This window comes from Paenibacillus sp. HW567 (assembly GCF_000374185.1).
GTDB lineage: Bacteria > Bacillota > Bacilli > Paenibacillales > Paenibacillaceae > Paenibacillus_AQ.
Genome location: NZ_KB910518.1, coordinates 1,002,750 through 1,026,169, shown reverse-complemented (window position 1 = coordinate 1,026,169; position 23,420 = coordinate 1,002,750). Strand labels below are relative to the sequence as shown.

General features: G+C 53.2%; 13 protein-coding genes. 3 read left to right on the top strand and 10 right to left on the bottom strand.

Annotated features, from left to right (window positions below):
- Nucleotides 1-55: 55 nt before the first annotated feature.
- The 5 genes from B212_RS0104545 to B212_RS0104525 form a co-directional block, all read right to left on the bottom strand.
- Complete coding sequence (locus B212_RS0104545; RefSeq protein ID WP_019909236.1) at nt 56-4,276, bottom strand: UvrD-helicase domain-containing protein; 4,221 nt, start codon at nt 4,274-4,276, stop codon at nt 56-58.
- Nucleotides 4,273-7,794, bottom strand: coding sequence for a helicase-exonuclease AddAB subunit AddB (addB, locus tag B212_RS0104540; protein ID WP_019909235.1), 3,522 nt, complete (start codon nt 7,792-7,794; stop codon nt 4,273-4,275). The genes B212_RS0104545 and addB overlap by 4 nt, the downstream gene beginning before the upstream one ends.
- A 211-nt stretch (nt 7,795-8,005) precedes the next feature.
- Nucleotides 8,006-9,682, bottom strand: coding sequence for an extracellular solute-binding protein (locus tag B212_RS0104535; protein WP_019909234.1), 1,677 nt, complete (start codon nt 9,680-9,682; stop codon nt 8,006-8,008).
- A gap of 32 nt (nt 9,683-9,714) precedes the next feature.
- Complete coding sequence (locus B212_RS0104530; protein WP_019909232.1) at nt 9,715-10,584, bottom strand: carbohydrate ABC transporter permease; 870 nt, start codon at nt 10,582-10,584, stop codon at nt 9,715-9,717.
- A 15-nt stretch (nt 10,585-10,599) separates the two neighbouring features.
- Nucleotides 10,600-11,523, bottom strand: a complete 924-nt coding sequence (locus B212_RS0104525; protein WP_019909231.1) for an ABC transporter permease — start codon at nt 11,521-11,523, stop codon at nt 10,600-10,602.
- 223 nt (nt 11,524-11,746) lie between these two features.
- Here B212_RS0104525 and B212_RS0104520 point away from each other — a divergent pair, with 223 nt between their 5' ends.
- Together B212_RS0104520 and B212_RS0104515 are read left to right on the top strand one after the other, a co-directional pair.
- Entirely contained in the window at nt 11,747-13,459 is a 1,713-nt protein-coding gene (locus B212_RS0104520; protein WP_019909230.1) for a sensor histidine kinase, read from the top strand.
- On the top strand, nt 13,456-14,802 hold the full coding sequence (locus B212_RS0104515; RefSeq protein ID WP_019909229.1) for a response regulator: 1,347 nt from the start codon (nt 13,456-13,458) through the stop codon (nt 14,800-14,802). Before B212_RS0104520 ends, B212_RS0104515 begins: the two co-directional genes overlap by 4 nt.
- 313 nt (nt 14,803-15,115) lie before the next feature.
- Here the strand turns inward: B212_RS0104515 and B212_RS0104510 are convergent, their stop codons facing one another.
- Nucleotides 15,116-16,501 (bottom strand): class I SAM-dependent rRNA methyltransferase, encoded by a 1,386-nt coding sequence (locus B212_RS0104510; protein ID WP_019909228.1) that lies wholly within the window; start codon nt 16,499-16,501, stop codon nt 15,116-15,118.
- 120 nt (nt 16,502-16,621) lie between these two features.
- On the opposite strand from B212_RS0104510, the gene B212_RS0104505 reads away from it, so the two are divergent.
- A complete protein-coding gene (locus tag B212_RS0104505) occupies nt 16,622-17,611 on the top strand; it encodes a Na/Pi cotransporter family protein (protein ID WP_019909226.1) in 990 nt (329 codons plus the stop codon).
- Between the two features lie 85 nt (nt 17,612-17,696).
- Here B212_RS0104505 and B212_RS0104500 read toward each other — a convergent pair whose 3' ends face one another.
- The 4 genes from B212_RS0104500 to B212_RS0104485 form a co-directional block, all read right to left on the bottom strand.
- The gene (locus tag B212_RS0104500) at nt 17,697-18,527 is read right to left on the bottom strand and encodes an energy-coupling factor transporter transmembrane component T family protein (RefSeq protein ID WP_019909225.1); all 831 of its coding nucleotides are present in this window, start codon (nt 18,525-18,527) and stop codon (nt 17,697-17,699) included.
- The gene (locus tag B212_RS0104495; protein WP_019909223.1) at nt 18,524-20,230 is read right to left on the bottom strand and encodes an ABC transporter ATP-binding protein; all 1,707 of its coding nucleotides are present in this window, start codon (nt 20,228-20,230) and stop codon (nt 18,524-18,526) included. The genes B212_RS0104500 and B212_RS0104495 overlap by 4 nt, the downstream gene beginning before the upstream one ends.
- Nucleotides 20,231-20,316: 86 nt before the next feature.
- On the bottom strand, nt 20,317-20,886 hold the full coding sequence (locus B212_RS0104490) for an ECF-type riboflavin transporter substrate-binding protein (protein WP_019909222.1): 570 nt from the start codon (nt 20,884-20,886) through the stop codon (nt 20,317-20,319).
- A 165-nt stretch (nt 20,887-21,051) separates the two neighbouring features.
- Nucleotides 21,052-23,298, bottom strand: a complete 2,247-nt coding sequence (locus B212_RS0104485) for an Ig-like domain-containing protein (RefSeq protein WP_019909220.1) — start codon at nt 23,296-23,298, stop codon at nt 21,052-21,054.
- Nucleotides 23,299-23,420 lie beyond the last annotated feature (122 nt).

The following is a 23,420-nucleotide window of genomic DNA, read 5'->3' as shown; positions in this document are numbered from 1 at the left end:
ACTCCGGCATGTAGAGTCTAACGATCTGCTGGTACCCAAACAAACCCAATTTCATTCACAGACTCACAGCCTGTCCGCCGTCAAAAAAGTACAGCCAGATTTCGCTGACCGGCTCACCCAAAATATCAAGCAGCGCCTTGCTGTACAGCTCCAGTTGAAAACGGTATTTCTCCTTCAAAGCCTCCAGGCCGCCCGGATGCCTCTGTACCGAATCTGTCTTGTAATCCAGCAGAATCAAACGTCCCTCTTCGCGGAACAGACAGTCGATCACACCTTGAATCAGGACGGATTCTCCAAAAGCCGCGCTGCCTTCATGAATTTCAAGTCCGGCAGCCGCTTCACGCAGGTAGGCAAGATCACTGTAGGCCTCACTCGCCGGAACCATGTAGCTGAAAGGCTGCTCTCTTCTTGCCCACGAGGCCCCTAGCAGTCTCCGGCCAATCTCCGCATTGTAAAAAGCTTCTACTTCAGCAAGCTCAACCGCGTCGGCTTGTTCACTGCTGAGAATGGCAAGCCGTGTAAGCTGGGCCAATGTAGCTTCCAGCACAGTCCGGTCTACCGGTCCTTCCAGTGGAACATGCTGCATAACCGTATGATAGGCCGTTCCCCGTTCCGAAGGCGACAAGCCCCGCTTCTCCATAAATTTCGGGCGCTGCAGATGCAGACTGTCTCCGCCTGCCCTACTCCGCACAGGCTCCCCTGCTCTTGCCGCAAGCTGAGCCTCTTCCAGCAAATCGTACGAAGGCTGCTCCTGCATGGACAGCATGGCCTTAAGCTCCGTTACGGAGGTTTTGGCCGGGATACCGGAAGCGGCCGCGTAAGGATACTCCCACTGCAATCTTGCGTTGATTACCGCCTCTGCCGGAGTACTCTTGGAAGGTACACGGCGGCCGTGCCGCATGGCTTCAAGATTTGCATAACGTTCCTCATCCTTCTCTGCATCGCCATCCTTAGACAGAACAGACCCGGAGCTGAGCTCAGAGGCGTTCAAGGTTGAAATACTCCAGTTGGAATCATCCCGGTGCAGCACTGTAGATACCGGGCCTTCGGCTCCGGCAAGCTTGCGCAGAATAGCCGCACCCGGATGGCGGATCAGCGCCGGTCCCACCCAATCCAGATAGCTGCGGCCACGGGCCAGCAAATGGTCCGCCAGCAGCAACTCCTCTCGGCCCTGCACGCTGCTCCAGCCCGCGAGGGTGCGCGGCAAATCTCTCACCGTGCCCACGAGAATCATTTTGTCCCGCGGCCGGGTTAACCCGACATAGAGCACACGCATTTCCTCCGCAAGCAGCTCCAGGCGCGAACGGCGGTTAATTGCCAGGTAGGGCAGTGTCGGATAGCTGACCCGGGTCTCCCGTTCCACAAAACGCGGGCCAAACCCAAGCTCCTTATGCACAAGGAACGGCGAATGTAGATCCTGGCGGTTGAACGGCTTAGCCATGCCGGCCAGAAATACCACTGGAAACTCCAGTCCCTTGGACTTGTGAATGGTCATAATTCTGACACCGCCGGCTTCTTCGCCTGTTCCTCCGGCCACACCAAGGTCTCCTCCGTTTTCCCTCAGCCTATTAATAAATACCAGGAAACGGAACAGGCCGCGCGAGGAGGTGTCTTTCTCAAACTGTACCGCCCGGTCATACAGAGCGGTAAGATTATTCTGGCGCTGAAATCCGCCCGGCAGGCCGCCGGCCCACTCCAGATAACCGCTCTCTCCATAAATACGCCATATCAAAGTACTGAGACTGCCTTGGCGGGCCGCAGTTCTCCAGCCCTCAAGCTGCCCCAGAAATTTCTTCAGCTTCGCCCGGAGCTTCCCGGAAATCTCCGGTATGGCAGCATCGCCCGCTGCATTCTCCGCACCGCTGCTTCCCGCGATACTTGCTTCATAAGCCGCAGCCGATTCACCGGAATGGGCAATGGCTGATTCCAGCACATTGCCTTCAGAGGTAGCGGCAGAATCAGCCGCAGCAAAATAATCTGATACAGCACCCGTCCCAGCTTCGGCATTTTCCGTCTCATTTCCTCCCGCTGGCTGCACTCCCGCAGCCGCCAGCACAGCATCGAAGAACGTGCCGTTGCTGCATAGCCGCACCGCTGCCAGCTCTTCTTCACGCAGGTTCACTACAGGAGAACGGAGCACCCCCGCCAGAGGGATGTCCTGGCGCGGATTGTCAACAATCTGCAGCAGCGAAAGGGCAACTTCGACCTCGGTGGCCTGAAAATAGCCTTTGGTCTGATCTCCATACGCCGGGATACCTTCAAGCCGCAGCTCCTCGAGCATCAGTGGTGTCCAGATCCGCGCGGACCGCAGCAGAATCACGATATCGCCGTACACAACCGGCCGCATGAGGCGCAGCGCTTTATCATAGATAAGCAGCGGCTCGCTGCCGGTCATGCCGGTCATCTGTGAGATGCGCCGGACAATCGCGCGCGCCTCAAGCTGCGCGGTTTCACTCTCAATGGCTTCACTCTCCTGCGGAGGAAGCTCTCCGTCCTCAGAGGGTTCATCCGTGCGTCCGGCGGACGAAGTTCCCCGGTCGATAATGAGCAGCTCAGGGGCAAAATAAGTATCCGGCCCCTTGTCCTCTGCACCCGGAAAGCTCGCACCATAAACCAATTCCGCACGCTCATCGTAGCTTATCTCGGCAACCGTGCGGTCCATGATCTGCCGGAAGATCATATTTACAGCATTCACAACCTCCCGGCGGCTGCGGAAATTACGGGCCAGATCAATGACCGAGCCCCCAGATGACTTAACCGGCCCAGCACCTTCACCAGTCCCGTCACCTGCTTTGCTTATGGATGAGACATCACCACTGCGGTCTCCGCCTGATCCAAAGCTCTGATATTTATCCAGAAACAATCCCGGCTCAGCCAGCCGGAAACGGTAAATGCTCTGCTTCATATCGCCGACCATAAACCGGTTGCCGGGCGATTCCCGGGAGATCAGCCTTACGATCTCCTCCTGCACGCTGTTCGTATCCTGATACTCGTCCAGCAGCACCTCGTCGAACTGGGCGCGGTATTCCATCGCCGCATCCGAAGGTACGGAATGGCCGGGTACTGAATCCTCATGGCGCAGAATCTTCAGACAGTAATGCTCCAGATCGCTGAAATCGACCAGTCCCCGGCCTGCCTTCTCTGCACGATAGCGCTCACCGAATTCGATCACCGTCTCGGCCAGCTCCTGCATCAGCGGAGCTGCCTCATGCAGCTCGCGGAGGAACGTTTCGGCAGGACGGCCAAAGAGCGACTTTTGCAGCTCCAGCAAGCTTTTCTTCACGCTGTCACGCAGCTCCTTAACCGTCTCCTGCAGCCCGGGGTCCGTCGAATCCTTCTTGCAGGCCTTCAGCTTCCCAAACGATATTTCTATGAAAATATCATACAGTTCCGCCCACGGACGGAACTCCAGCGCCTCTTGCAGCGATTGCACCATTTCCAGATCCGCCGTCAGATTCTCGGCATAAGGAGCCGGTCCGCCCGGCTGCATAGCAATATCCATGCCCTGCCGGAGCTGGCTGGAAGCCCCATCCAGCGTCAGCTTCGCTTCCGCCAGAATGCTCTGTACCCAAGACGTGCGGCTTAACGCCTCCGCATCCGGCAGCGAAAAATCGGCAGCCGTATCCCGCAGCCACTCCGACGGCCAGGGATGGCTGCGCGCGAAATCATGCAGACGCTGCACCAGCGCATGCACGGCATCATCGCTGCGCTCACCGCTGAACCAGTCTGCAAGCTGTACAAAGACCGTATCCTCCCCGTCCTCGCTGACTTCCCCGTACTTCTCTTCGAGCAGCTCCTCCAGCAGCTCCTGGCGCATCATCTCCGCCTCATGCTCATTCAGAATCCGGAAGCCCGGATCAATCGGAATAAGCTGGTAATACCGCCGGATCACCTCCAGGCAAAAGGAATGCAGCGTCGTAATCGAGGCTTTGCCGAGCAGAGCAAGCTGGCGGCGCAGATGCTCATTGCCCCGGCTTCCTTCCCCATCCCCGGACTCCGCTTCCTCCAGCTTCCGTTCCAGCGCCTCACGGATACGCTGGCGCATCTCTGAGGCGGCCGCCTTTGTAAATGTGGCTACCAGCAGCCGCTCCACGCTGAACCCGCTCTCCACGCTGCTGATTTTACGGATAATCCGCTCCACCAGCACCGCCGTTTTGCCGGAGCCTGCCGCCGCCGCGACCAGGATATCGTCACCGCTCTCGGCAATCGCGCGCCACTGGTCGTCGCTCCATAGGCTTCCTTCCGGTTTGGGCTCTATTTCAGCTCTCAGGTTCATGGCTTCTCTCCTCCTTCGCGGGACAGCAGATCCCAGATAACTTCCTTACCGGGCTTGCCCAGATTGTTGTATGCATTGCCCTCCACGGCCTCGTCGAACTGGCAGACCGGCCGGAAAGCGCAGAAGGTACAGGCTGTTTCCTGCTGAATGCGGTAAGGCGCAATCGTAACATCGCCTTCGGTAATGCGTGTCCCGATATCGGAAATCGTGCTGCGCACCGAGGACAGCAGATGCCCCCACTGCTCGGGGGTAGCCACCGAAGCACTGCTGTAAAATCCGCCATCGCTCTTCAGCGCCACCGGCACAATCGAGGAATACCCTTTATCCAGCGTAGTATCCATAAGCGAGACCACCTCACGGTCAGCCGTGAGCAGGCCCTTCATTTTGAAACGCTTGAGCAGCTCCTGCTCCGCCTGCTCGCGGTTCAACCCGTTCGCCGAAGTCAGCAGCGGGTCATGCACGTGGAAATATAGCGTTCCGGCCGGCAAAGCGGTCTTGCCCAGCCACTGCTCCGAATAGGTCAGCAGCACATCCAGATAGGTCAGCATTTGCAGCGACAGCCCGTAATACACTTCGTGCAGCTTAAGATCCTTCTGGCTTGATTTATAGTCAATAACGCGCAGCAGGATGCCCTGCTCGCCTTCAGCCTTATCCACCCGGTCAATCCGGCCTACCACTTCCATGACACAGCCGTTTGGCAGGTTAATTCTCAGCGGCGGCAGGTCCTTGCCGGGGCCAAAATCCAGCTCCAGCCCTACCGGCTCAAAGCTGCCCCTCCGGGCATGTTCGCCCAGGATGACGGAGGCGCGGCTGACGATACTCTTGAGCTTGCGTGAGATATACCCGTAGCGCTTGCTGCTCATCAGGATTTCACCCTGCAGGAGCGGCGAGAGCTTGTCCACCGTCTCGCCCGCCTCACGGCGGCATTCCTCCGCCGTCAGACTGCCCCAGCCGCGACCCTGCTTCTGCAGCCGCTGCGCCATATCGCTGAGGGCGGCATGGAAGAGCTGCCCAATGTCCGGTGCTTGCAGCTTGTATAGCTGGCGCTCCCTCAATCTCAGGCCATAGGAAGCGAAATGCGAGAAGGAGCACGCAGCGAACTTCTCCATGCGGGACACGCTGCCGCGCAGCGTGGTTCCCCCGTATAGGCGCAGGCTGGTCTCCCGTTTCAGCCGGATTCCGTCATTGCGGTAGAACAGAGAGCCGAGCAAATGTCTCAGCTTCGGTCCATACTCCCCGTTCGCAATAAACCAGTTGTAGACATCCCACCACAATTCAGGAATCTCTACCCCCTGGCGCCACTGCCGAAGCTGCATAATCAGCATCCGCAGACTCTGCTCCGGCGCTCCGACAAAGCTCATATGCAGTGCTTCGGTCATACCCGCTTCGTCTGCCGCTCCAGCCGGGGGGAACCCGGAAACAAACTGCTCCTTGAGCGCACCCGGAAACATCCCCTGCAAATGACGGATAATCTCAGATGGGAGCAGAGCCTTGCCCTCTTCATCCGCAGCGGCATAGCTTACCCAGAGCTTGCCGCTTGCTGAAGTGAGCGCATTGTAAATCAGAAAACGCTCATCCAGCAGCTTGCGGGACGAACCGGAAGCTAGCTCCATTCCCGTATTCTCCAGTTGCAGACGCTCTCCCTCCGAGAGAATGCCGTCATCCTTGAACTGGGCGGGAACGACGCCTTCATTGAACCCCAGCAAAAAGGCATACTTCACACCCGAAACCCGGGTCCGGTCCATATTCCCAACCAGCACCTGATCCAGCGCAGGCGGCACCAGCCCCATCTTCAGCTCAGCCAGTCCGGTCTCCAGCACCCCGGCGAAAACGTCAAGGTCCATCCGTTCATTGCCCATCATCTCTGCAATCTGATCGAGCAGCCCCAGCACAGATCCCCATAGCTTGCTATGTTCGCCGGCCGCCTCAGGCCGTCCGGCTTCTATTGCCTCCACACTCATCCGCTCCAGCTTGCGCGCCGCATCCGTATCCGACAGCAGAGCATACACGGCTGTACAGAGGTCCAAGCCGCTGCGGCTTTTCTTAACCAATTTCTCAAAGGCTTGCAGCGGACCGGTTATGACCGCCCGGCATGCCTCCATTCTCGCCAGTTGGGCTTCATCCACGACTCTCTCGCCTTCCAGCGAAAGGCTGGGGATTCCTTTCCAGGAACGTCCATCCGTCCAGCGGTACCCCTGAATACCGCAGGCCAGCACATAGTTCTCCAGCTCGTCCATATCCTCACGGGTAATGCTATAGTCAAGCGGAAGCAGCAGCTCCGTCTTCACACAGCGGAACACGTCCTCATAACGCCAGCGGCGGCGGACCACATCCATGGCAGAGCGGATAAATTCCACCAGCGGGTGGTGCAGCTCATTCATCTTCTGGTCAAGGAAGAAGGGAACGCCATAATCCTGGAACATTGGGACCACAAGCTGCTCGTAATCGGCAATACTCCGCATAAATACAGCCATCTCGCCATATTTCGCCCCTTCGTCACGGACCAGCCGGAGCATCTCCCGCAGGCTTCCTTCCACCTCGGCCCGGCGCGAAGCGGCCGCAGTGAGGGTAATGGCATCCGTTGCCTCTGCGGCATCGCCGCTCCAGCGGGTCCGGCGGCCGAAGCCCCGCTCCAAATGGGCAAGAACCGGACTTCCGGCAAACCGCGGCAGCACCGGTGGAGCAAGCTGCTCGTCCCATACCGTCAGGCCCATCTCCTCCGCCATTCCACGCAGCTTGATGTAGGTTACAGCCGCAGGATGAAACAGATCCAGCTCATGCGGCTGCATCCCCGAAGGATAGATGTGGTCCAGGGTCAGCGCTATGGTCACACTGGAGGCATACTGCATCAGCTCGCGGAGCACGATGAACTCTTGAGGAGTAAAACCATGAAAACCATCCACCCAAATGTCCGATCCGCGTATGTAGGAGGATTCCTTAATATGTTCGGCCAGCTCATTCAGCCGGTCTTCCTCATCAATGTACAGCCGGGACATCTCCTGCTCCAGCTCGCTGAACACCAGATAGAGATCATCCAGCTTGCTGGCTAGAATCGGGCTTCTTAGAATGGAGTCCCGCATCCTTGACAACTGCTCCTCCAGATCGGCTGCACCCAGACAGCAGCGCTTCAGTTCGGTGTGCAGCTCACTCAGCCGTTCCACAAAGCCCGGTCTATCCGAAGACGCGCCAAAGAGCTTCAGCTCCTCCTTGCGGCGGCTGATAATCCGGTAGATAAGCATCTTCTTGCCTTCTTCGGAAATGGGCAGACTGGCGCTGCCTCCGGTTTCCTGCCGTACCCGGTAAGCAAGCCGCGAGAAGCTGAGCGTCTGCGCCCGGACGCTTCCCCGCACCTTCCCCGCTGTCAGCAGTCCGCGCTCCGCTCCAAAGGAGCCTTGCTCCGGTACAAGCACAATAATCGGTGCGCCCAGCGGCTCCTGCTCCAGAGCGGAGGTGACTTCCCTCCATATTTTCGTAGTCTTTCCGCTGCCCGAGCGGCCTGTTAACAAGGTTACCGGCATAACGACAAGCTCCTTCCGCAGCTCTGCATTTCTTCGTTTCAATAGTATAGCATACTCACGACAACCGGAACATGCGTTTGTAATTAAATTGAAGAAACTTACAATCCTTCTCCGTACAAATACACAAAAAAAGCCGGCAGATCATTCCCAGTAGGAACACTCTGCCAGCGTAGCGCCTTTATTTGTTATTTTACGGGAAACATTGCCCCGCTCACTTCAAGCCCATATTGGACATTACATCCACCTTGCTGGCATTTTCATACCATGCGTTGACCTCTTCCGTAATTTGGGTGCCGCCTTTTTCATTCCATTGTTTTACAAAATCATCATAAGCGCTGAGCGGCTCTTTGCTGTAGATGATCTTGGTGAAGGTTTCCTTTTCCATCGTCGTAAGTTGTTCCCATGAGCTTTGCATCGTCTTGGTTGGCGGACCGTTGAACGCGCTTGGCAGCAGGGATTCGCTATTCTTGTAAGAAATTACATAACCTTCCTTCATCGTCTGATCCAGCGCATCCGATCTCATCAGTACCCCGGTATCCGCTTTGGCGCCGCCCGCAAGATCAGCAAAAGATTTTCCCGGACCATCAACACTAGGCGTATTCTTGGTAAATGCCATCTTCCCTACCCCTTGGACGGCGTCGAGAGGCGTCTTGAATTTCTTGGGGTCAAAGGTAACCTGACCGTCAACAATGTCATAGTCGTAGCCTTGGGCATAACCGTATTTGAAATCCCCGGTACCAAATGCCGCATCATACAGCTTATCATAATACAGGAAGAACGCTTCCATATTATTGAAGTCTTTGTTGAACATGAACACACCGTCATTCAATTGGCCCGATTGGTATGTCTTATCTCCGCTGACCCCATTGATCGTTGGGTAGGCACTGATTTTCGCATCCTTAACATTAGCTTCAACGTCTTTCACGCTGCCGTACAGCCAAGGACGGCCAATAATAATCCCCGCCTTGCCTTCAGTAAAATCAGCGAGCGCATCCCAAGCGCCCTGAGTTGCCAATTCTTTATTCAAATAACCTTTCGAATACCAGTCGCGGAGCTTGGACAGCGCCTCCTTGTTGCCTTCCGCCACCGACCCGTAGGTAAGCTTGCCGTTCTCCTCATGCCAGGAGCCTGGAAGATTCTTGCCTGTAAATGCGCTGAAAATCATCACCGAGTCGCTGACCCATCCTGTGTTATAGGAATCTTTACCGGAGAAGTCAAATCCGTAGGTATCCTGCTTGCCGTTCCCGTCCGGGTCATCATTGGTAAAGGCGGCAATCACCTTTTCAAATTCATCAATGGTCGTGGGCGCTTTCAGCTTCAGCTTATCCAGCCAATCCTGGCGAATCAGCATCACTTCACCTTCGGTCAGATTGGGCGAAATCGCCATCCCGTACACCTTGCCGTCCTGGATCACCGGATTGAACGTGGATGGATACTGCTTATAAATTTCTTTTAACCGGTCCGGCATATATTTCTTGATATCTTCAGTGATGTCCTTGACCAGTCCTGATTGAATCAAATCATTCTCCAGCGTCGTGTCGTATACAGGCAGAACATCCGGGAGCTTCTCGGAGCCGGTTAGCGCAAGCCGCAGCTTGGTGTTATATTGGGCCGCATCCCCGCCCAGCAGCGTCGTTTCGATGGTAATGCCAAGATTCTTGGTACCCCAGCGGGTCAGCACATTGTCGTTCAGGCTTTCGCCGTTGATATATTTGCCGGCATTTTCATCCTGTTGCTTCGCGATGGTGATCTTGACCGGAGGATCGTATTTGCCGTCTTTCAGCGTGGCTTCCGCCACCGAACCCGAACCCTTATTGCCCGAAGAACAGCCTGCGAGCAGTCCTGCGGTCAGGAGTACAGAAGAGAGTATTATACCTGTCTTTTTCATAAATTAGGCCCCTATTCTATTAAGTAATTTGGTTATTCCTTCACGGCCCCCAGCACAATCCCTTTGACAAAATATCTCTGCAGGAACGGGTAGACCAGAATAATCGGCAATGTGCTGATGAAGATTTGTGCGGCCTTTATGCTTTGCTCCGACATCGCTGCCGCCTCTGACTGGCTCATGGCCATGCTCTGGGCATTGCTCTGCACAACGACTGTCTGCAAAAAAGAAGCGAGTGGATACTTGGTTGTATTGGACATGTACAAGATCCCGTCAAACCAGGAATTCCAGTGCCCCACCATGATGAACAAGCCAACGGTAGCCAGGCCCGGGAGGGACAGCGGCAGGTAGATTTTGCGAAAAATCCCGAAGAAGGATGCCCCGTCAATAAACGCCGCCTCTTCGAGCGCTTTGGGAATCGTTTTGAAAAAGTTCATAATCAGGATCAGGTTATACGCGCCAAAAGCACCCGGAAGCACCAGCGACCAAATCGTGTCCTTGAGTCCAAGCTTGGTGACCAGGATGTAAGAAGGAATCAGGCCGCCGGAGAACAGCATCGTGAATACGAAAATCCACATCAGCACATTGCGCCCGCGGAACTCCTTGGATAAAGCATAACCCGCCATCGTAATGATCAGCATCCCGATTGAGGTGCCCAGAACCGTTCTAACCACTGAAATTTGCATGGAGCCGATGAAATTTGAGTTTCGAAAGGTTTTGGCATAAGCATCCGTATTAAAATCAACCGGCCAGAAGGATACGAGGCTGCCGTTGACCGCCGCCTTGCTGCTGAAAGATTGCGCCAGCAAATGGAGCAGCGGCAGAAAACACGATAAGGCGATGAGAATCAGAAAGATATAATTGAAGACTGAAAATACCTTATACCCCTTGGACTTATGATACACACTCCTCCCTCCTTTCTAAAAAATTTTGTAGTTGGCGGCCTTATAGGCGATCCGGTAGGAGATAACGATCAAGACAAAGCTGATACCTGACTTGAACAAGCCGACGGCGGTACCGAAGCCATATTGTCCGTTCAGCAGGGATGAGCGGTACACATAGGTATCTATAATGTCCCCTGTGCTGTATACAAGCGGATTGTACAGGTTGAAAATCTGGTCAAAACCCGCATCGAGAACGCTGCCAAGACTTAACGTGGCAATTACGATGATCATCGGCAGCATGCCGGGCAGCGTAACATGCCGGATCTGCTGTCTCCGCGAAGCACCATCTATTTCAGCCGCCTCATAGTAGGAAGGATCAATGCCTGTGATGGTGGCTAAATAGACGATCATGCCGAAGCCAAAGTTTTTCCAGAGGTCGCTGATAATAATGGTAGGCCTGAACAGCGCCGGGTCCCCAAGAAAAAAAATAGGCTTCGTTCCAAAGATGCTGGCCAGCAAATGGTTAATCCCGCCGTCGAGCCCCAGAATATCAATCATGATCCCTGCTATCGTTACCCAGGACAGAAAGTGCGGCAGATACACCAGGGTCTGGATGCTTTTCTTGGTTCCGACATGGCGGATTTCATTAAGCAGAATGGCCATGATGATTGGAACGATAATCCCCACGATGATCTTAATGACTGCAATAATAAGGGTGTTGACAATAGCCTGCGTCGATTCCTCGTACTGGAATATTCTCGCGAAGTTATCCATGCCGATCCAGGCTGATCGGGTGATGCCAAGCCACGGCTTATAGTTCTGGAACGCTATGACGAGACCCACCATCGGGCCGTAGGCAAAGATCAGCACAAAAATCAAGGCCGGGAGACACAACACATATAAAGGCCAATGCTTCTTGATCTCCTTTTTCCACGGATTTTTTTTTGCTTGGGTATTCATGACCTGAGTAATTTTCCTTACCCCCTTTTCCCGAATCTCAGAAGTCTGTTTCTGTTCAAGGTTCATGATAGCAAAGGCGCTTTCATTCTAAAATGTCTCAATCTAAACATCATAGCCAATGTTTCAATCACTTTATAAGCGCTTTCATTTTATAGGCCGCCTTAGACTTTTCTTTTGGAATTTAGGGTTTATGATATTCATATACCTTACGGGGGAAGTGTTGATGATCAGAAAAGTAAATATGAAGCGCTTTATATATTTCTTTGTTTTTTTCCTTCTGCTTACCTTAGGCTTGTTCTTTATTCTGAACACCTTGGGTTCGAAAACCATTCAAGAGAGCTTGATCAATGCCTCCAAAAACCAGCTTGCTTATACAGAGAGCATTGTTGATGGTGTAGTCTCAGAAGCCAGTCTGTACGGCATTCAGTTCACGGCTGACAACTCCGTACGTTTCTATCAGAGCAGGATACAGGATTTAAGCAACTATGATGCCCAGATGAAGAAAAACGATATTGTTGACCGGATTTCCGATCCCCTTCTCTCCAGTCAAGCCATTGAATCCATCGGGATTTATTGGCGGGCCGAGGGCACCTTTATCTCCACAGGACATTATCCGCTGGATAAGCTGCCTTTTGAGAAGGTACAGCAACGGGGGTGGCAAACCGTCAATAACAGCCTGTATTATTTCTCGGTCTATCCGTATATTCATCAGCCCAAGAATCCGGCCAATATTCAATATGTTGTAGGTGTTAAGCTAAATACAGGCTACTTAAGCAATCTATTGGATAAGGCGGTTAACGGCGGCAGCTCCAATGCTTTTTTTCTCGTCAACAAAAGCATTCTAATCAGCGACAAAACGGTGGACAGCACAATTCAGCAGAAGGCAAAGGCCACAATTACACCTGATCCGCAGAACATTTTAAAATTTGATTATCATATCAACCATGAAGATTATTATGTCTTGTCCAAGTACATCGAACCGATCGACACCTATCTCGTTACCTACACACGGGTGAGTGAATTAATGAATCCGCTCTACCTGCAGCAGCAGGTTTTCTTCGTGAGCATTCTGGTCATTCTGATCATCGGCCTTATTGTCATTCTCATGTTTTACCGGAATTTTTTCAGGAATGTGTATTTGCTGGATAAGAAGTTCAACCAAGTAGAAGCGGGAAATTACAGCACCCGGATCAGCGCAAACCCGGTCAATGAGTTCCATAATCTTTTTAAAAGCTTCAACCACATGGTCAGCAAAATCCAGACCCTCTTCGCATCCCTGAAAATTGAGACAGAGCTAAGAAAAAACGCGGAAATCAAGCAGCTTCAGGCGCAAATCAATCCGCATTTTCTCTATAACAGCCTGTTCTTTATTATGTCGATGGCTAAGTCCTCACCGGAAGCTGTCATGCAAATGAGCAAGCATCTGGCCGAGTACTACCGCTATTTGACCAAACTGGATGCGCATGATGCCACACTGGGGTCCGAATTGCAGCTTGCCGAGCATTACCTGTCCATCATGTCGCTCAGCAAAAGAATCCAATATGAAATTAATCTGCCGCCCGGGCTAGGGGAGCACCGCATTATGCCGCTTATTATTCAGCCTATTGTTGAAAATGCGATTCAGCATGGGATTGAAGAACGGCAGGGCGCCTGCCGCATATCCATAGATATCAAAGCTCTCGATGACGGGGCGCTCATCCTTATTGCCGATGACGGCAAAGGGCTGGCACCTGGTGAAATGCAGCAGCTCGCAGCCACAATTACGCAGGAAACACCGCCTGAAGGGACCCGGGGAATTGGCCTCTGGAACATCAATCAGCGGTTGATCAATGCGTATGGTCCGCTAAGCGGGCTGAGATTTTTCAATAATGACCGGGGAGGCTTGTCGGTACTGATTTACATTGACTTTTCACTTGATAGGGGCGGGGCAGCATGAGACTGTTAATTGTTGATGACGGATTCTATATCGTGGAATATTTAAAGCATCTGCTGGATTGGACCAAATACGGGGTTGACCACATTGAGACCACCACCAACTCTATTGAAGCCAAGGCAATTCTGGATCAGGGCCAGACAGATATTCTGATTACCGATATTCGCATGCCCGAGGTGTCCGGCCTTGATCTTCTGGAACATGTGAACAAGCATATGCTCCGAACGAAGGTGATTATTCTGTCCGGTTATTCCCAATTTGATTATGCTCAAAGCGCTATCCGTTTGGGGGCGCTCGATTATCTGCTGAAGCCGGTGGATAAAGAGGATATGGAGAAGGCTATGCAGAGTGTTGTTAAGCACATCGGTGAGACTCCCCCGGATAAGGAGGAGCTTGATGGGCCGGGTTATTTGCTGTCGGTTATCAGTGAGCAGCAGTCCCCAGTCCATTCTGTCAGCCACGCTGATCCTTCCTTGAACACGTTATCCTTTTGTTTCTTTCAAGTTCCTGATGGCGGGGGGCAAGCTGAAATCACGCTTAGAGACAACAGTGAGGGTCTGGAGGATTTTATTTGGCAGACGCCGTCTGGATTGGCAGGGCTTGTCTTAACCAGCAGAATGGGCAGCCTGCAAGACAAGATGGAGCATATTCACTTTTCCCAAAGCTTTGAGCTGGGCAAAAAAAATACGGTGCGCCATCATTTTTATAGCTTTTTCCATCATGAGGATATGGATGCCAGTGACTTTGCCCGATGGAAGGATTGGAATTTGCCCAGCAAATTTGATGCAACGCAGTGGGAGCTTGTACGGAGGAATATGCTGAAGAAATTCGCCCAATTGACCGTCAGAAAACACAAGCTGCTGTATCTTCTGGAATTCGTCCATTTCTTATACCGTGAGTCCAATTTTTTGCAGTCTGCCGAGGTTGCTGATTTGCTGTTCTATCAATTGTCGGAGCCGGATGCGGCTCTTAAGTCCATCTTGCTGAGCATCAGTGAATGGAACAAGAATGCCGATTGCGCCAATCATCAGATTGTACATACGATCCAGACCTATATTGCCGATCACATCAGTGAAGGCCTGAGCCTGGAGGATTTGGGCAAAATCGCCCACCTCCATCCTGTATACCTGTCCAAGTTGTACAAACAAGAAACCGGGGAAAACCTGTCTGCCTACATTTCGATGAAAAGACTGGAGAAAGCCTCACAGCTATTAATAGATTCCAGCTTGCACGTAGTCGATATCTCCCGGCTGGTCGGCTACAAGAAAAACCAGTATTTCATCAAGCTGTTCAAGGATCAATATGGCGTAACCCCTTATCAGTACCGCAGGCAGCATATTAAGTAGGCCTTTGGGCAATGGACTATAGATTTTCATATTGGGGCCTGGTCGTAACTGCGGGGAATGTTTGGACTTCCGGCCGCTGTTATGTTTGGATTTCCTGATTTTGGTCCGCTGGCCGCGGTAGAAATCCAAACATAAAGGCGGTCGCTACCGCTCCGTAAGTATCCAAACTTCCCCTCCGCTACTTCTGCCCTTTTTATGTTTTCTTTAGTTCATATAGAAAAGAGCCTCTGTTATAGAGACTCTTTTCGTATTATTAGGTCAGCCAGAAACCTCTGGTTGGCCTATTTTGTGTGTTAAGCAGCTCTCGCTGCCATTATCTCTTACTGCGCACCTCAAAGATGGCAAACTTCAAGTAGTGTCCTTCGTTCACGCCGAGAATCTGCGGGTGGTCCTTGCCGGCGGCCCGCCATTCAATAAGGCGCAGCACCTTGCCTGCGTCCTTGGCCGCATCGGCAATCGTCTCCAGGAACAAGTCCGGCTGCATATGGTAGGAGCAGCTCGCAGTAACCAGATAACCGCCTTCGTTCACCAGCTTCATCCCGTGCAGATTAATGTCCTTGTACCCGCGTACGGCTCCGGCCACCGCACCTTTGGTTTTGGCAAAAGCAGGCGGGTCCAGGATAACGACATCCCAGGTCCGACCTCCCCCTGCAGTCATCGGCTTCGCCGTGTCGGTCTTCTTGGCTCCCTCGGAGCTGCCGGCGGAGGCCCGCTCAGCCCGTTCCTCCAAGCCCTTCACCTGATTGCGCAAATATTGAAACGCATCGTCCACCACAAATTCGACCCGGTCAGTGAAGCCGTTCAGCTCCACATTGGTCTTGGCGCTCTCAATCGCATGAGCGGATACGTCGAGACAGGTTACCTTCTTGGCGCCATATTTGCAGGCATGCAGCGTAAAGCTCCCCGTATGGGCAAAACATTCCAGCACCGTCGCCCCATCCCAATACGGGAAGGTGACCACTTTGCCGCTCTTATTAACCGGCAAGTTCATCTTCTGGCCGTCTTCGCCTTCCATCTCCTGCAGCTCAATGCCGCTGCGGCCGCCCCAGCCCAGCATCAGCGGAGCGATGGAGGCTCTATTCTCGCGCTGGTCGAAGAAGTATCCCGTCTTCTGGCCCTCTTCAATATCGACAGTCAGCTTCAGTCCGTTCTCGCTTACCGTCACATGGCGCGGGCATTCTCCATACAATACCCCCGTTGTCTGTTCCAGGCCTTCCAGCTCCCGGACACTAACATCGCTGCGCTCATAGATGCCGTGCGGAGCCATCACCTGAACCAGAGCCTCTACAATCTCGGCACGCTGCTTGTCCATGCCAAGCGTAAGGAGCTGAACAACCAGCACCTCGCCGAAGCGGTCCACAATCAGCCCGGGCAGAAAATCCGCTTCCCCGTAAACAAGACGGTATGCATCCGCTCCCGGCAGGAAGCGTTCTCTATGCCGAAGGCACTCTGTAAATCGCTCCACGAAAAATCCCGTATCCATAGCTGCAAGCGGTCCCTGCGATACAATGCGGACCCGGATTTGCGAAGCCGGATTGTAATAGCCTGTCGCCAGAAAGCGCCCTTGATGATTCAGAACCTCCACAAGCCCTCCGGGCTGCGGCTCCCCCTCCACGGATGCTACCTCCCCCGCATACACCCAGGGATGACCCTGCTCCAGTCTTTTCTTGCGGTTCTTCTCCAAAGTAACCGATGCCAATGACTTCAACTCCCTTATGATCTGTGAATTTCTCTAATTGCTGTGAAAGATTGCGTACATGTCCCCATGATTCTATTCATATATTGGTGTACAACCCCGCGCCAAAGGAGCCTGCCCCTTATGATCCGTGATGTGCTGTTCCCTGTCATATATGGTCTTGTGATCTTTCTTGCCGGCATGAAGCTGATGGAAGCCGCACTAGCCCGGCTGGCTGGTCCGCTGCTGGTCAAGGGGCTGCATTCGGCAACCTCTACCCCGCTGAAGGGGCTGGTCGCCAGCAGCCTGCTGTCCGCGCTGCTGCAGAGCAGCACCGCCGTCACGGTGCTGACGATTGGCATGGTCAATGCCGGGCTGCTGACTTATGCCCGCACACTGGGCATTATTCTCGGCAGCAACATCGGCACCTGCCTGACTACGGAGCTGATCGGACTCCAGATCAGCTCTATGGCCACGCCGCTGCTGGCGGGCGCGCTATGCCTCTGGGCTGCGGCCGTCATGCTCGGCGAGCTGCGGCCAACTGCCTGGCGTGCGGCGGAGGCCTGCCGCAGAATCGCCATCCCGCTACAGTTCATCAGCCTGGCGGTGGCCGGGTTCGCGATGGTCCTCTGGGGCATCGCGGTCATGCAGTCGATTGGCCCCGCTCTGCAAGCCAGCGGGCTGTTCCGCTGGTTCCTGGACCATGCCGCCACCAGCGCGCTATGGGGCCTGGCGGCAGGTGCCTGCCTGACCGCAATGCTGCACAGCAGCGCGGCGGTCATCGGCATGGCGATGAGCCTGACCGCCTCGGGGGTGATGCCGCCGGCGCTTGGCATCGCCATCATGCTCGGCGCGAACGTTGGCACCTGCGTCACCGCCGTCATTGCCTCCATCGGCGGCTCGCCTTCAGGCGTGTTCGTCGCCTGGTCGCATGTGACGCTTAATGTCGGCGGGGCACTGCTGTTCCTACCCTTGATCCAGCCGCTGCAAGCCGCCTCAGCCTGGATCGGCGGCGGACCCGCCGCACAGCTCGCCCATGCCCAGACGATTTTCAATGTCGTCTGCTCCCTCGGCGTTCTGCCGCTGTGTTATTTGCCCGTCTGGACCCGGCTGGAAAACCGGCTCCAGACATAGACATTTTTCAAGGAAGACCCGGAGCTTCACAGCGTTCTGTCGCCCGGGCACATTATCGCTGTACCATTATACTTCAAATACCCGGCTACTTAAAAATATTATAAAACCGCGATCCATCATAAAAGGTAATCACCGTGACCGCCACCGCCATTCCCAGAATCAGCGCCACTACCACATAATCATTTCTGGCGAACGGACGGGCACTGTACCAGGTACGTTTGCGGTTGCTCCCAAAGCCGCGCAGCTCCATCGCAGTGCTGATCTTCTCAATCCGCTCAATGCTGCTCAGGATCAGGGGCATCAGGATTGAAACGATGTTCTTCAGCCGCCTCGGCAATTTTTCTTTGCGGGAGATGTCGATTCCCCGTGCCTGGGCCGAGAAGGAGATATTCTCATAGTCACGCTGAATATCGGGGATATACCGCAGTGCCAGTGAGACGGAGTACGCAATTTTGTAATTCACCCCAACCCGGTTCAGCGATGCGGCAAATTCACTGGGGTCTGTCGTCAGCAGGAACAGAAGCGCCATTGGAATTACCACGGCATACTTCAGAGCGATATTGAACTGATAGAAAAGCTGCTCCGCCGTTAAAGTATACCGTCCGCCCAGATGAAGAAGATCATGCCTCGCGCCATAGATCCGCGTACCCTCCAAAGGAGAAAATATGAAGATGGCGAGATGGTTCAGCAGAAAAAACAATAATATAAAATAGAGTACAAAAGCGTAATCTTGAAACCGGACCCGGGAGATTCTGAAGATAGCCAGACTGATCAGCAGCATGACAAGCAGACATCTGGTATCATAGGTGACCATCGCCGAAACCGACCAGACTGTAAATACAATCAGCTTGGTCGCCCCGGTAAGCCGGTGAACGGGGGAATCCTGGTTCGTAAACGTCAGCATCTTTGCTTTCATCCCCGCCGCACCTTCCTGTCATGAGCAATATAGCGGCGGACGAATTCCTCCGGCTGCTCCATTCCGGCCTTCTCTGCCAGAGCAAACAGCGAGGTCATCTTCAGGTTGGCGCTGCTTACAATACTCTTGTCCGATAAAATCCGTTCCGGGCGGTCGTCCGCCAGCTTCACACCCTCCGCCAGCACAATCGTCCGCTGCGCATACTCCAGCATCAGGTGCATATCGTGCGTGATCATAATTACCGTAATTCCCCGGCCGCTTAGCGCAAGCAGAAACTCCATCATTTCGTTGTAATGTCTGAAATCCTGCCCAGCCGTCGGCTCATCCAGGATGATCACCTCCGGCTCCAGCACAAGAATCGAAGCAATCGTAACCCGCTTCTTCTGTCCATAGCTGAGCGCCGAGACCGGCCATTCCCGGAAGGCATGCAGGCCGCATATTTTCAGCGTCTCATGAACCCGCTCCCGGATCACCTCTTCCTCCACGCCACGCAGTTGAAGCCCCAGGGCCACCTCGTCATAGATTAGTGTTCTGGAAATCATATGATTCGGATTTTGCATCACAAAGCCGATATGCTCTGCCCGCTCTTTAATGGTGTCGCGTCCGATATCGCGTCCGTTCAGCAGGATGGAGCCGGAAGAAGGCCGGTAAAAGCCGCAAATCAGCTTCGAAACGGTAGACTTGCCTGCACCGTTCCTTCCGGCGATGCAGAGCATCTCGCCACGGCGGACGCTGAATGAAAGCCGCTGCAGCACTGGAGTGTTCTTGTCATAGCCGAATGAAACCTCCTTCAGTTCAAGCAGCGGAGGATTCTTCCGTACTTCCGGTGGATTATTGCTGCTGTCATACCACTGTCTGAGCTTGTGTACACTTTCTTCCAGATTCATAGCTTCCAGATGCTCAGGATGAATCTGCGGTGTAATCCCGCAGCCGGCATATTTCATGGCAGTTATGTAGAGCGGCTCGCGAATGCCCGTTTCCGGGAGCAAGCCGGAGCAGAGCAGTTCGGCAGCCGGCATATCCGCAGCTATCGCTCCGTCGTTCATAACGATGATGCGGTCAACCGAACGGTGCAGCACTTCTTCGAGGCGATGCTCAATGATAATGACCGTCTTGCCGGTCTCCCGCTGAACCCGGTCAATCAGTTCAATGGCTTTGGTGCCGGTGTACGGGTCAAGGCTGGCGAGCGGCTCATCGAACAGCAGGATATCCACATTGCCGACAAGCACTCCGGCCAGCATTGTTTTCTGCTTTTGCCCGCCGGATAGCTCCTGCGGGGATGCTGACAGCAGCTCCTGAATATCTGCAGCTCTGGCCGCAGCCGCCACCCTGATCCTCATCTCAGCTTGCGGAGTTGCCGCATTCTCCAGACTGAAGGCAATGTCCTCCCCAACCGTGAGGCCGACAAACTGCCCATCTGGGTCCTGCAGCACCGTTCCGACCGCTTTCGAAAGCTGGGTGATCCCCAGTTCCTTGGTGTCCTGCCCCATGAGCTTCAAGGCTCCGCTCATTTCCCCTGCATAAGCAAAAGGGATCAGGCCATTAATGCAGTGAGCCAGCGTGCTTTTGCCCGAGCCGGAAGGACCGACAATCAGCACCTTCTCCCCCTCGTGAATCTGAAGGTTAATTCCGCGTAAGGTCGGCTCCTGCTGGGCTCGATATTTAAACGTGAAATCTGTGAATTCGAGTACCGTTTTACTCATAAATGACCTTCCTCTTTGCCCGCGTGCAGTATGGTTAAAAACAGAAAAGCCGGTGACGGGCACCGGCCTTCGATAAGTATTATAATTCATCCAAGCTTTCTGAGGCTACCCTGCTTTGTCCGCGTCTTGGCATATGCCGCCGCAAGCAGCGTACCGATGACCGCCACCGTGACGATGTTGGACGCTCCGGCGATCAGTCCCTGCGTAAATACTTTGTTCGCCGGCTCTGCATATATGAGAATGTCGAGCAGCGGAGCTACCGCGAACCAGGCGATAGCGTTAGCCGCAATCTGGGCCAGATTGAAGTTAATAATTTGTTTTCTGCCGAACTCCCCGTCATGAATTGCTATTCTCGTCACAAGCAGCCCGATGATCAGCCCGACCAGCCCGGAGGAAATCACCCAGCTAAACCAAGGTGATCCGTAGAAAATCGCATCCTTCAGTGTATGCCCGATCAGGCCGATTAGCAGCCCTGCAACCGGTCCGTACAAAAGGGCGAACAGCGCAAGCAATGCATATGTTGTCTCAATGTTGGTATTGGGAATACCGGAAGGAATGGAGCCGAACCGCCCCAAGATTACGAATAACGCCGAACCGATGCCAATTGCCACAATCGTTTTGATGGATAATACCCTTTGCTTGGCCACCTGCTTCATCTCCCCCACTGTACTTTGTTATGTACTTTTCTGATATTATACATTTGTTTAGTGGGGATTACTATAGGGAAGAGCATTTTTTCTGATCAAAAAAAGACCTGCAACTGCCATTAAGAGGCTTTGCAGGTCCTGATGTTTTATTGCGGATTTACGCTATCATTCAGGTTATTTAACCGTAACGGAAACCGACACTGTTTTGTTGTCAAACTTGCCTTTGAATGAGGTAGTGCCTTTGCTGACTGCCGTAATCGTCCCGGAGGTGTTGATTCTGGCCACTGTAGGCTTAGTGCTTGTCCATGCTACAGCTCCTGTTACAATCTCCGTTTTACCGGTATCATACAGCGCAGTTACCACAACTCCCTGTGAGGCTCCCGGAGCCAGTTGCAGCCTGTTTTCACTGATGGTCAGCTTGGTCAGCTTCGGAACTACAGTGATTTTGACGGTTGCAGAGATTCCTTGATAAGATCCGGTCAGCGTTGTTGTGCCTTCGGCAACAGCTTTCACGGAAGCGCCATTCACAGTAGCAACCGCCGGATTGGATGATTCCCAGTTCATTGCCCCGGAGAACAACGCCGTTTTGCCATTAGTGAAAACCCCGGTAACCTTAATGGTCTTAGAGCCTCTAAGATTCATCTCAAGTGTACTTGGTTCCACCAGCAGCTTCGTAATCTTCTGCTCAATAGTCACCGGAATGCTGATCGTTTTGTTGGAGTAGGTTCCCTTTAGTGTAGCGGAGCCCTTCACCAAACCTTTGATTGTCTTGCCGCTGGCTGTCTGCTTAATCACCGCATTGCTGCCGGTAACCTCCCATTTAATCAACGCGGATACATCCAGCTCATCGCCGTTCTCCAGCACCGCCTGCACAGCAGGCAATGCCTTCTCTTCACCGATAACGAGACCAAATGGAGTTTCCGGCCCGATCAGAACAAGCACTTTATTCAGAACAGTTACTTTCAGCTCAACGGTTTTGCTGCGGATGGCTGAAGCGGGTGATGCAACAGGGCTTTCTTTAATTTTGCCGGTAAGGGTTACTGTGCCTGCTTTGCCGCCGACAAGCTTGCCATCCTTAATCGAAGCGATTTCTTCGTTTGCGGATGTCCATGCGACTTCATCACTCATGTCGAGCTTGGTTCCGTCATATTTTGTTCCGCTTACCTTCGGCAGGCTTGCAGTGTCCGCTGTGTACAGCTCCTGTTCATTCTTTTCAATCGTCAGGTCTGTAAGGTTAGGATACACTGTCAGCTTAAACGTCTTATTGACGCCCAGGTAATCGCCTTTGATCACCGCAGTACCTACCGCTTTGGCAGTTACAGTAGCCGCAGCGTCCTCTGAAACTACCGTGTCAGCCGCAACCGTTGCTGTAAGCTGGTTGTCGGAGCTCCATACCGTACTTGTAGATTGATTTTTGGTCGAATTCACTGCATCCCGCACAGACGATTTTACCCTTAGGCTCTCCCCGAGGAAGAGGGTTTGATCGCCGCTCGGGTTCAGCAGCAGCGCCTCATAAGGGGCACGCACATAGACATCAATTGATTTGGAGACTCCCAGATAGCTCGCTGTAATGGTCACCTTGCCGGCACCCAGCACCGTAATCTCCCCGGTTTTCACCTTGGCAATGCTCTCATTTGAGCTTGTCCAGGTTGCCTTATCAGCAATATCATTCTCGGAACTGTTCTCCGTTGCTTTAGTCATCGCTGTCAATTGTAACGGACTGTCTCCGACCAGCATTTCTAGCTCTTTAACGGTTGTGCCAGTCTTCTTATCTTTCAGCACAATAGCTGAATAAGGCAGTTGAACCACAGCTTTGAAGGTGGCTGTCAAGCCTTTGTATTTGGCTGTAACCGTCGCCGTACCTTCACCCACAAGGGTAATTTTGCCGCTGGCAATGGTGAGCACATTAGCGTTAGAACTGCTCCATTCGGCATCAGCAGAAACATCCTTCACGGAAGCAGCCGACTCGCCGCCGGTAACCTTCGCATTCACAACCAGCGACGCTTCGCTGTCACCTAATTTATAATTGCCCTCGGAGCTTTTTTCCAGAGTTAAATCCTTATATGGATATGTAACAGACACTTCGATAGATGCAACTGCATTATTATAAGTTGCTGTAATCATTGACGTACCGGTGTTTACTGGGGTCAGCAACCCGTTAACAACCTTAACCACATCAGTCTTGGAAGAAATCCACAGGGCGGCAGCCGTTACATCTCTTTTGGAAGAAGTGCCTTCCAGGTTGGCATACACCTTCATCTGCTTGGGTGTCTGCCCAACGGTAAGGTCTACTTTTGCCGAACTGTCGAATTCAATAGAAATAGTGTCGCCAGTAGCTGCAAAGACGTTTACCGGAAAAGCTACCGCCGTCAGCAACATCATTATGAGGAGCATTTTGGTCATTTTCCTGTACACGGTCATCGTTTCTCTCCTTAGGCAGTAAAATTATGGATACTCATTTTCCACACTCTTCCACTATATCGGCTATTTCGGTCTGAGTGTTTACCCTTTTTCAGTTTATTTTCAGTTTCAACTCAATTCAG

Coding starts and splice junctions, on each gene's coding strand:
- B212_RS0104545 (WP_019909236.1), bottom strand. CDS start 4,276: ATGAACCTGAGAGCTGAAATAGAGCCCAAACCGGAAGGAAGCCTATGG.
- addB (WP_019909235.1), bottom strand. CDS start 7,794: ATGCCGGTAACCTTGTTAACAGGCCGCTCGGGCAGCGGAAAGACTACG.
- B212_RS0104535 (WP_019909234.1), bottom strand. CDS start 9,682: ATGAAAAAGACAGGTATAATACTCTCTTCTGTACTCCTGACCGCAGGA.
- B212_RS0104525 (WP_019909231.1), bottom strand. CDS start 11,523: ATGAATACCCAAGCAAAAAAAAATCCGTGGAAAAAGGAGATCAAGAAG.
- B212_RS0104520 (WP_019909230.1), top strand. CDS start 11,747: ATGATCAGAAAAGTAAATATGAAGCGCTTTATATATTTCTTTGTTTTT.
- B212_RS0104515 (WP_019909229.1), top strand. CDS start 13,456: ATGAGACTGTTAATTGTTGATGACGGATTCTATATCGTGGAATATTTA.
- B212_RS0104505 (WP_019909226.1), top strand. CDS start 16,622: ATGATCCGTGATGTGCTGTTCCCTGTCATATATGGTCTTGTGATCTTT.
- B212_RS0104500 (WP_019909225.1), bottom strand. CDS start 18,527: ATGAAAGCAAAGATGCTGACGTTTACGAACCAGGATTCCCCCGTTCAC.
- B212_RS0104495 (WP_019909223.1), bottom strand. CDS start 20,230: ATGAGTAAAACGGTACTCGAATTCACAGATTTCACGTTTAAATATCGA.
- B212_RS0104490 (WP_019909222.1), bottom strand. CDS start 20,886: ATGAAGCAGGTGGCCAAGCAAAGGGTATTATCCATCAAAACGATTGTG.
- B212_RS0104485 (WP_019909220.1), bottom strand. CDS start 23,298: ATGACCGTGTACAGGAAAATGACCAAAATGCTCCTCATAATGATGTTG.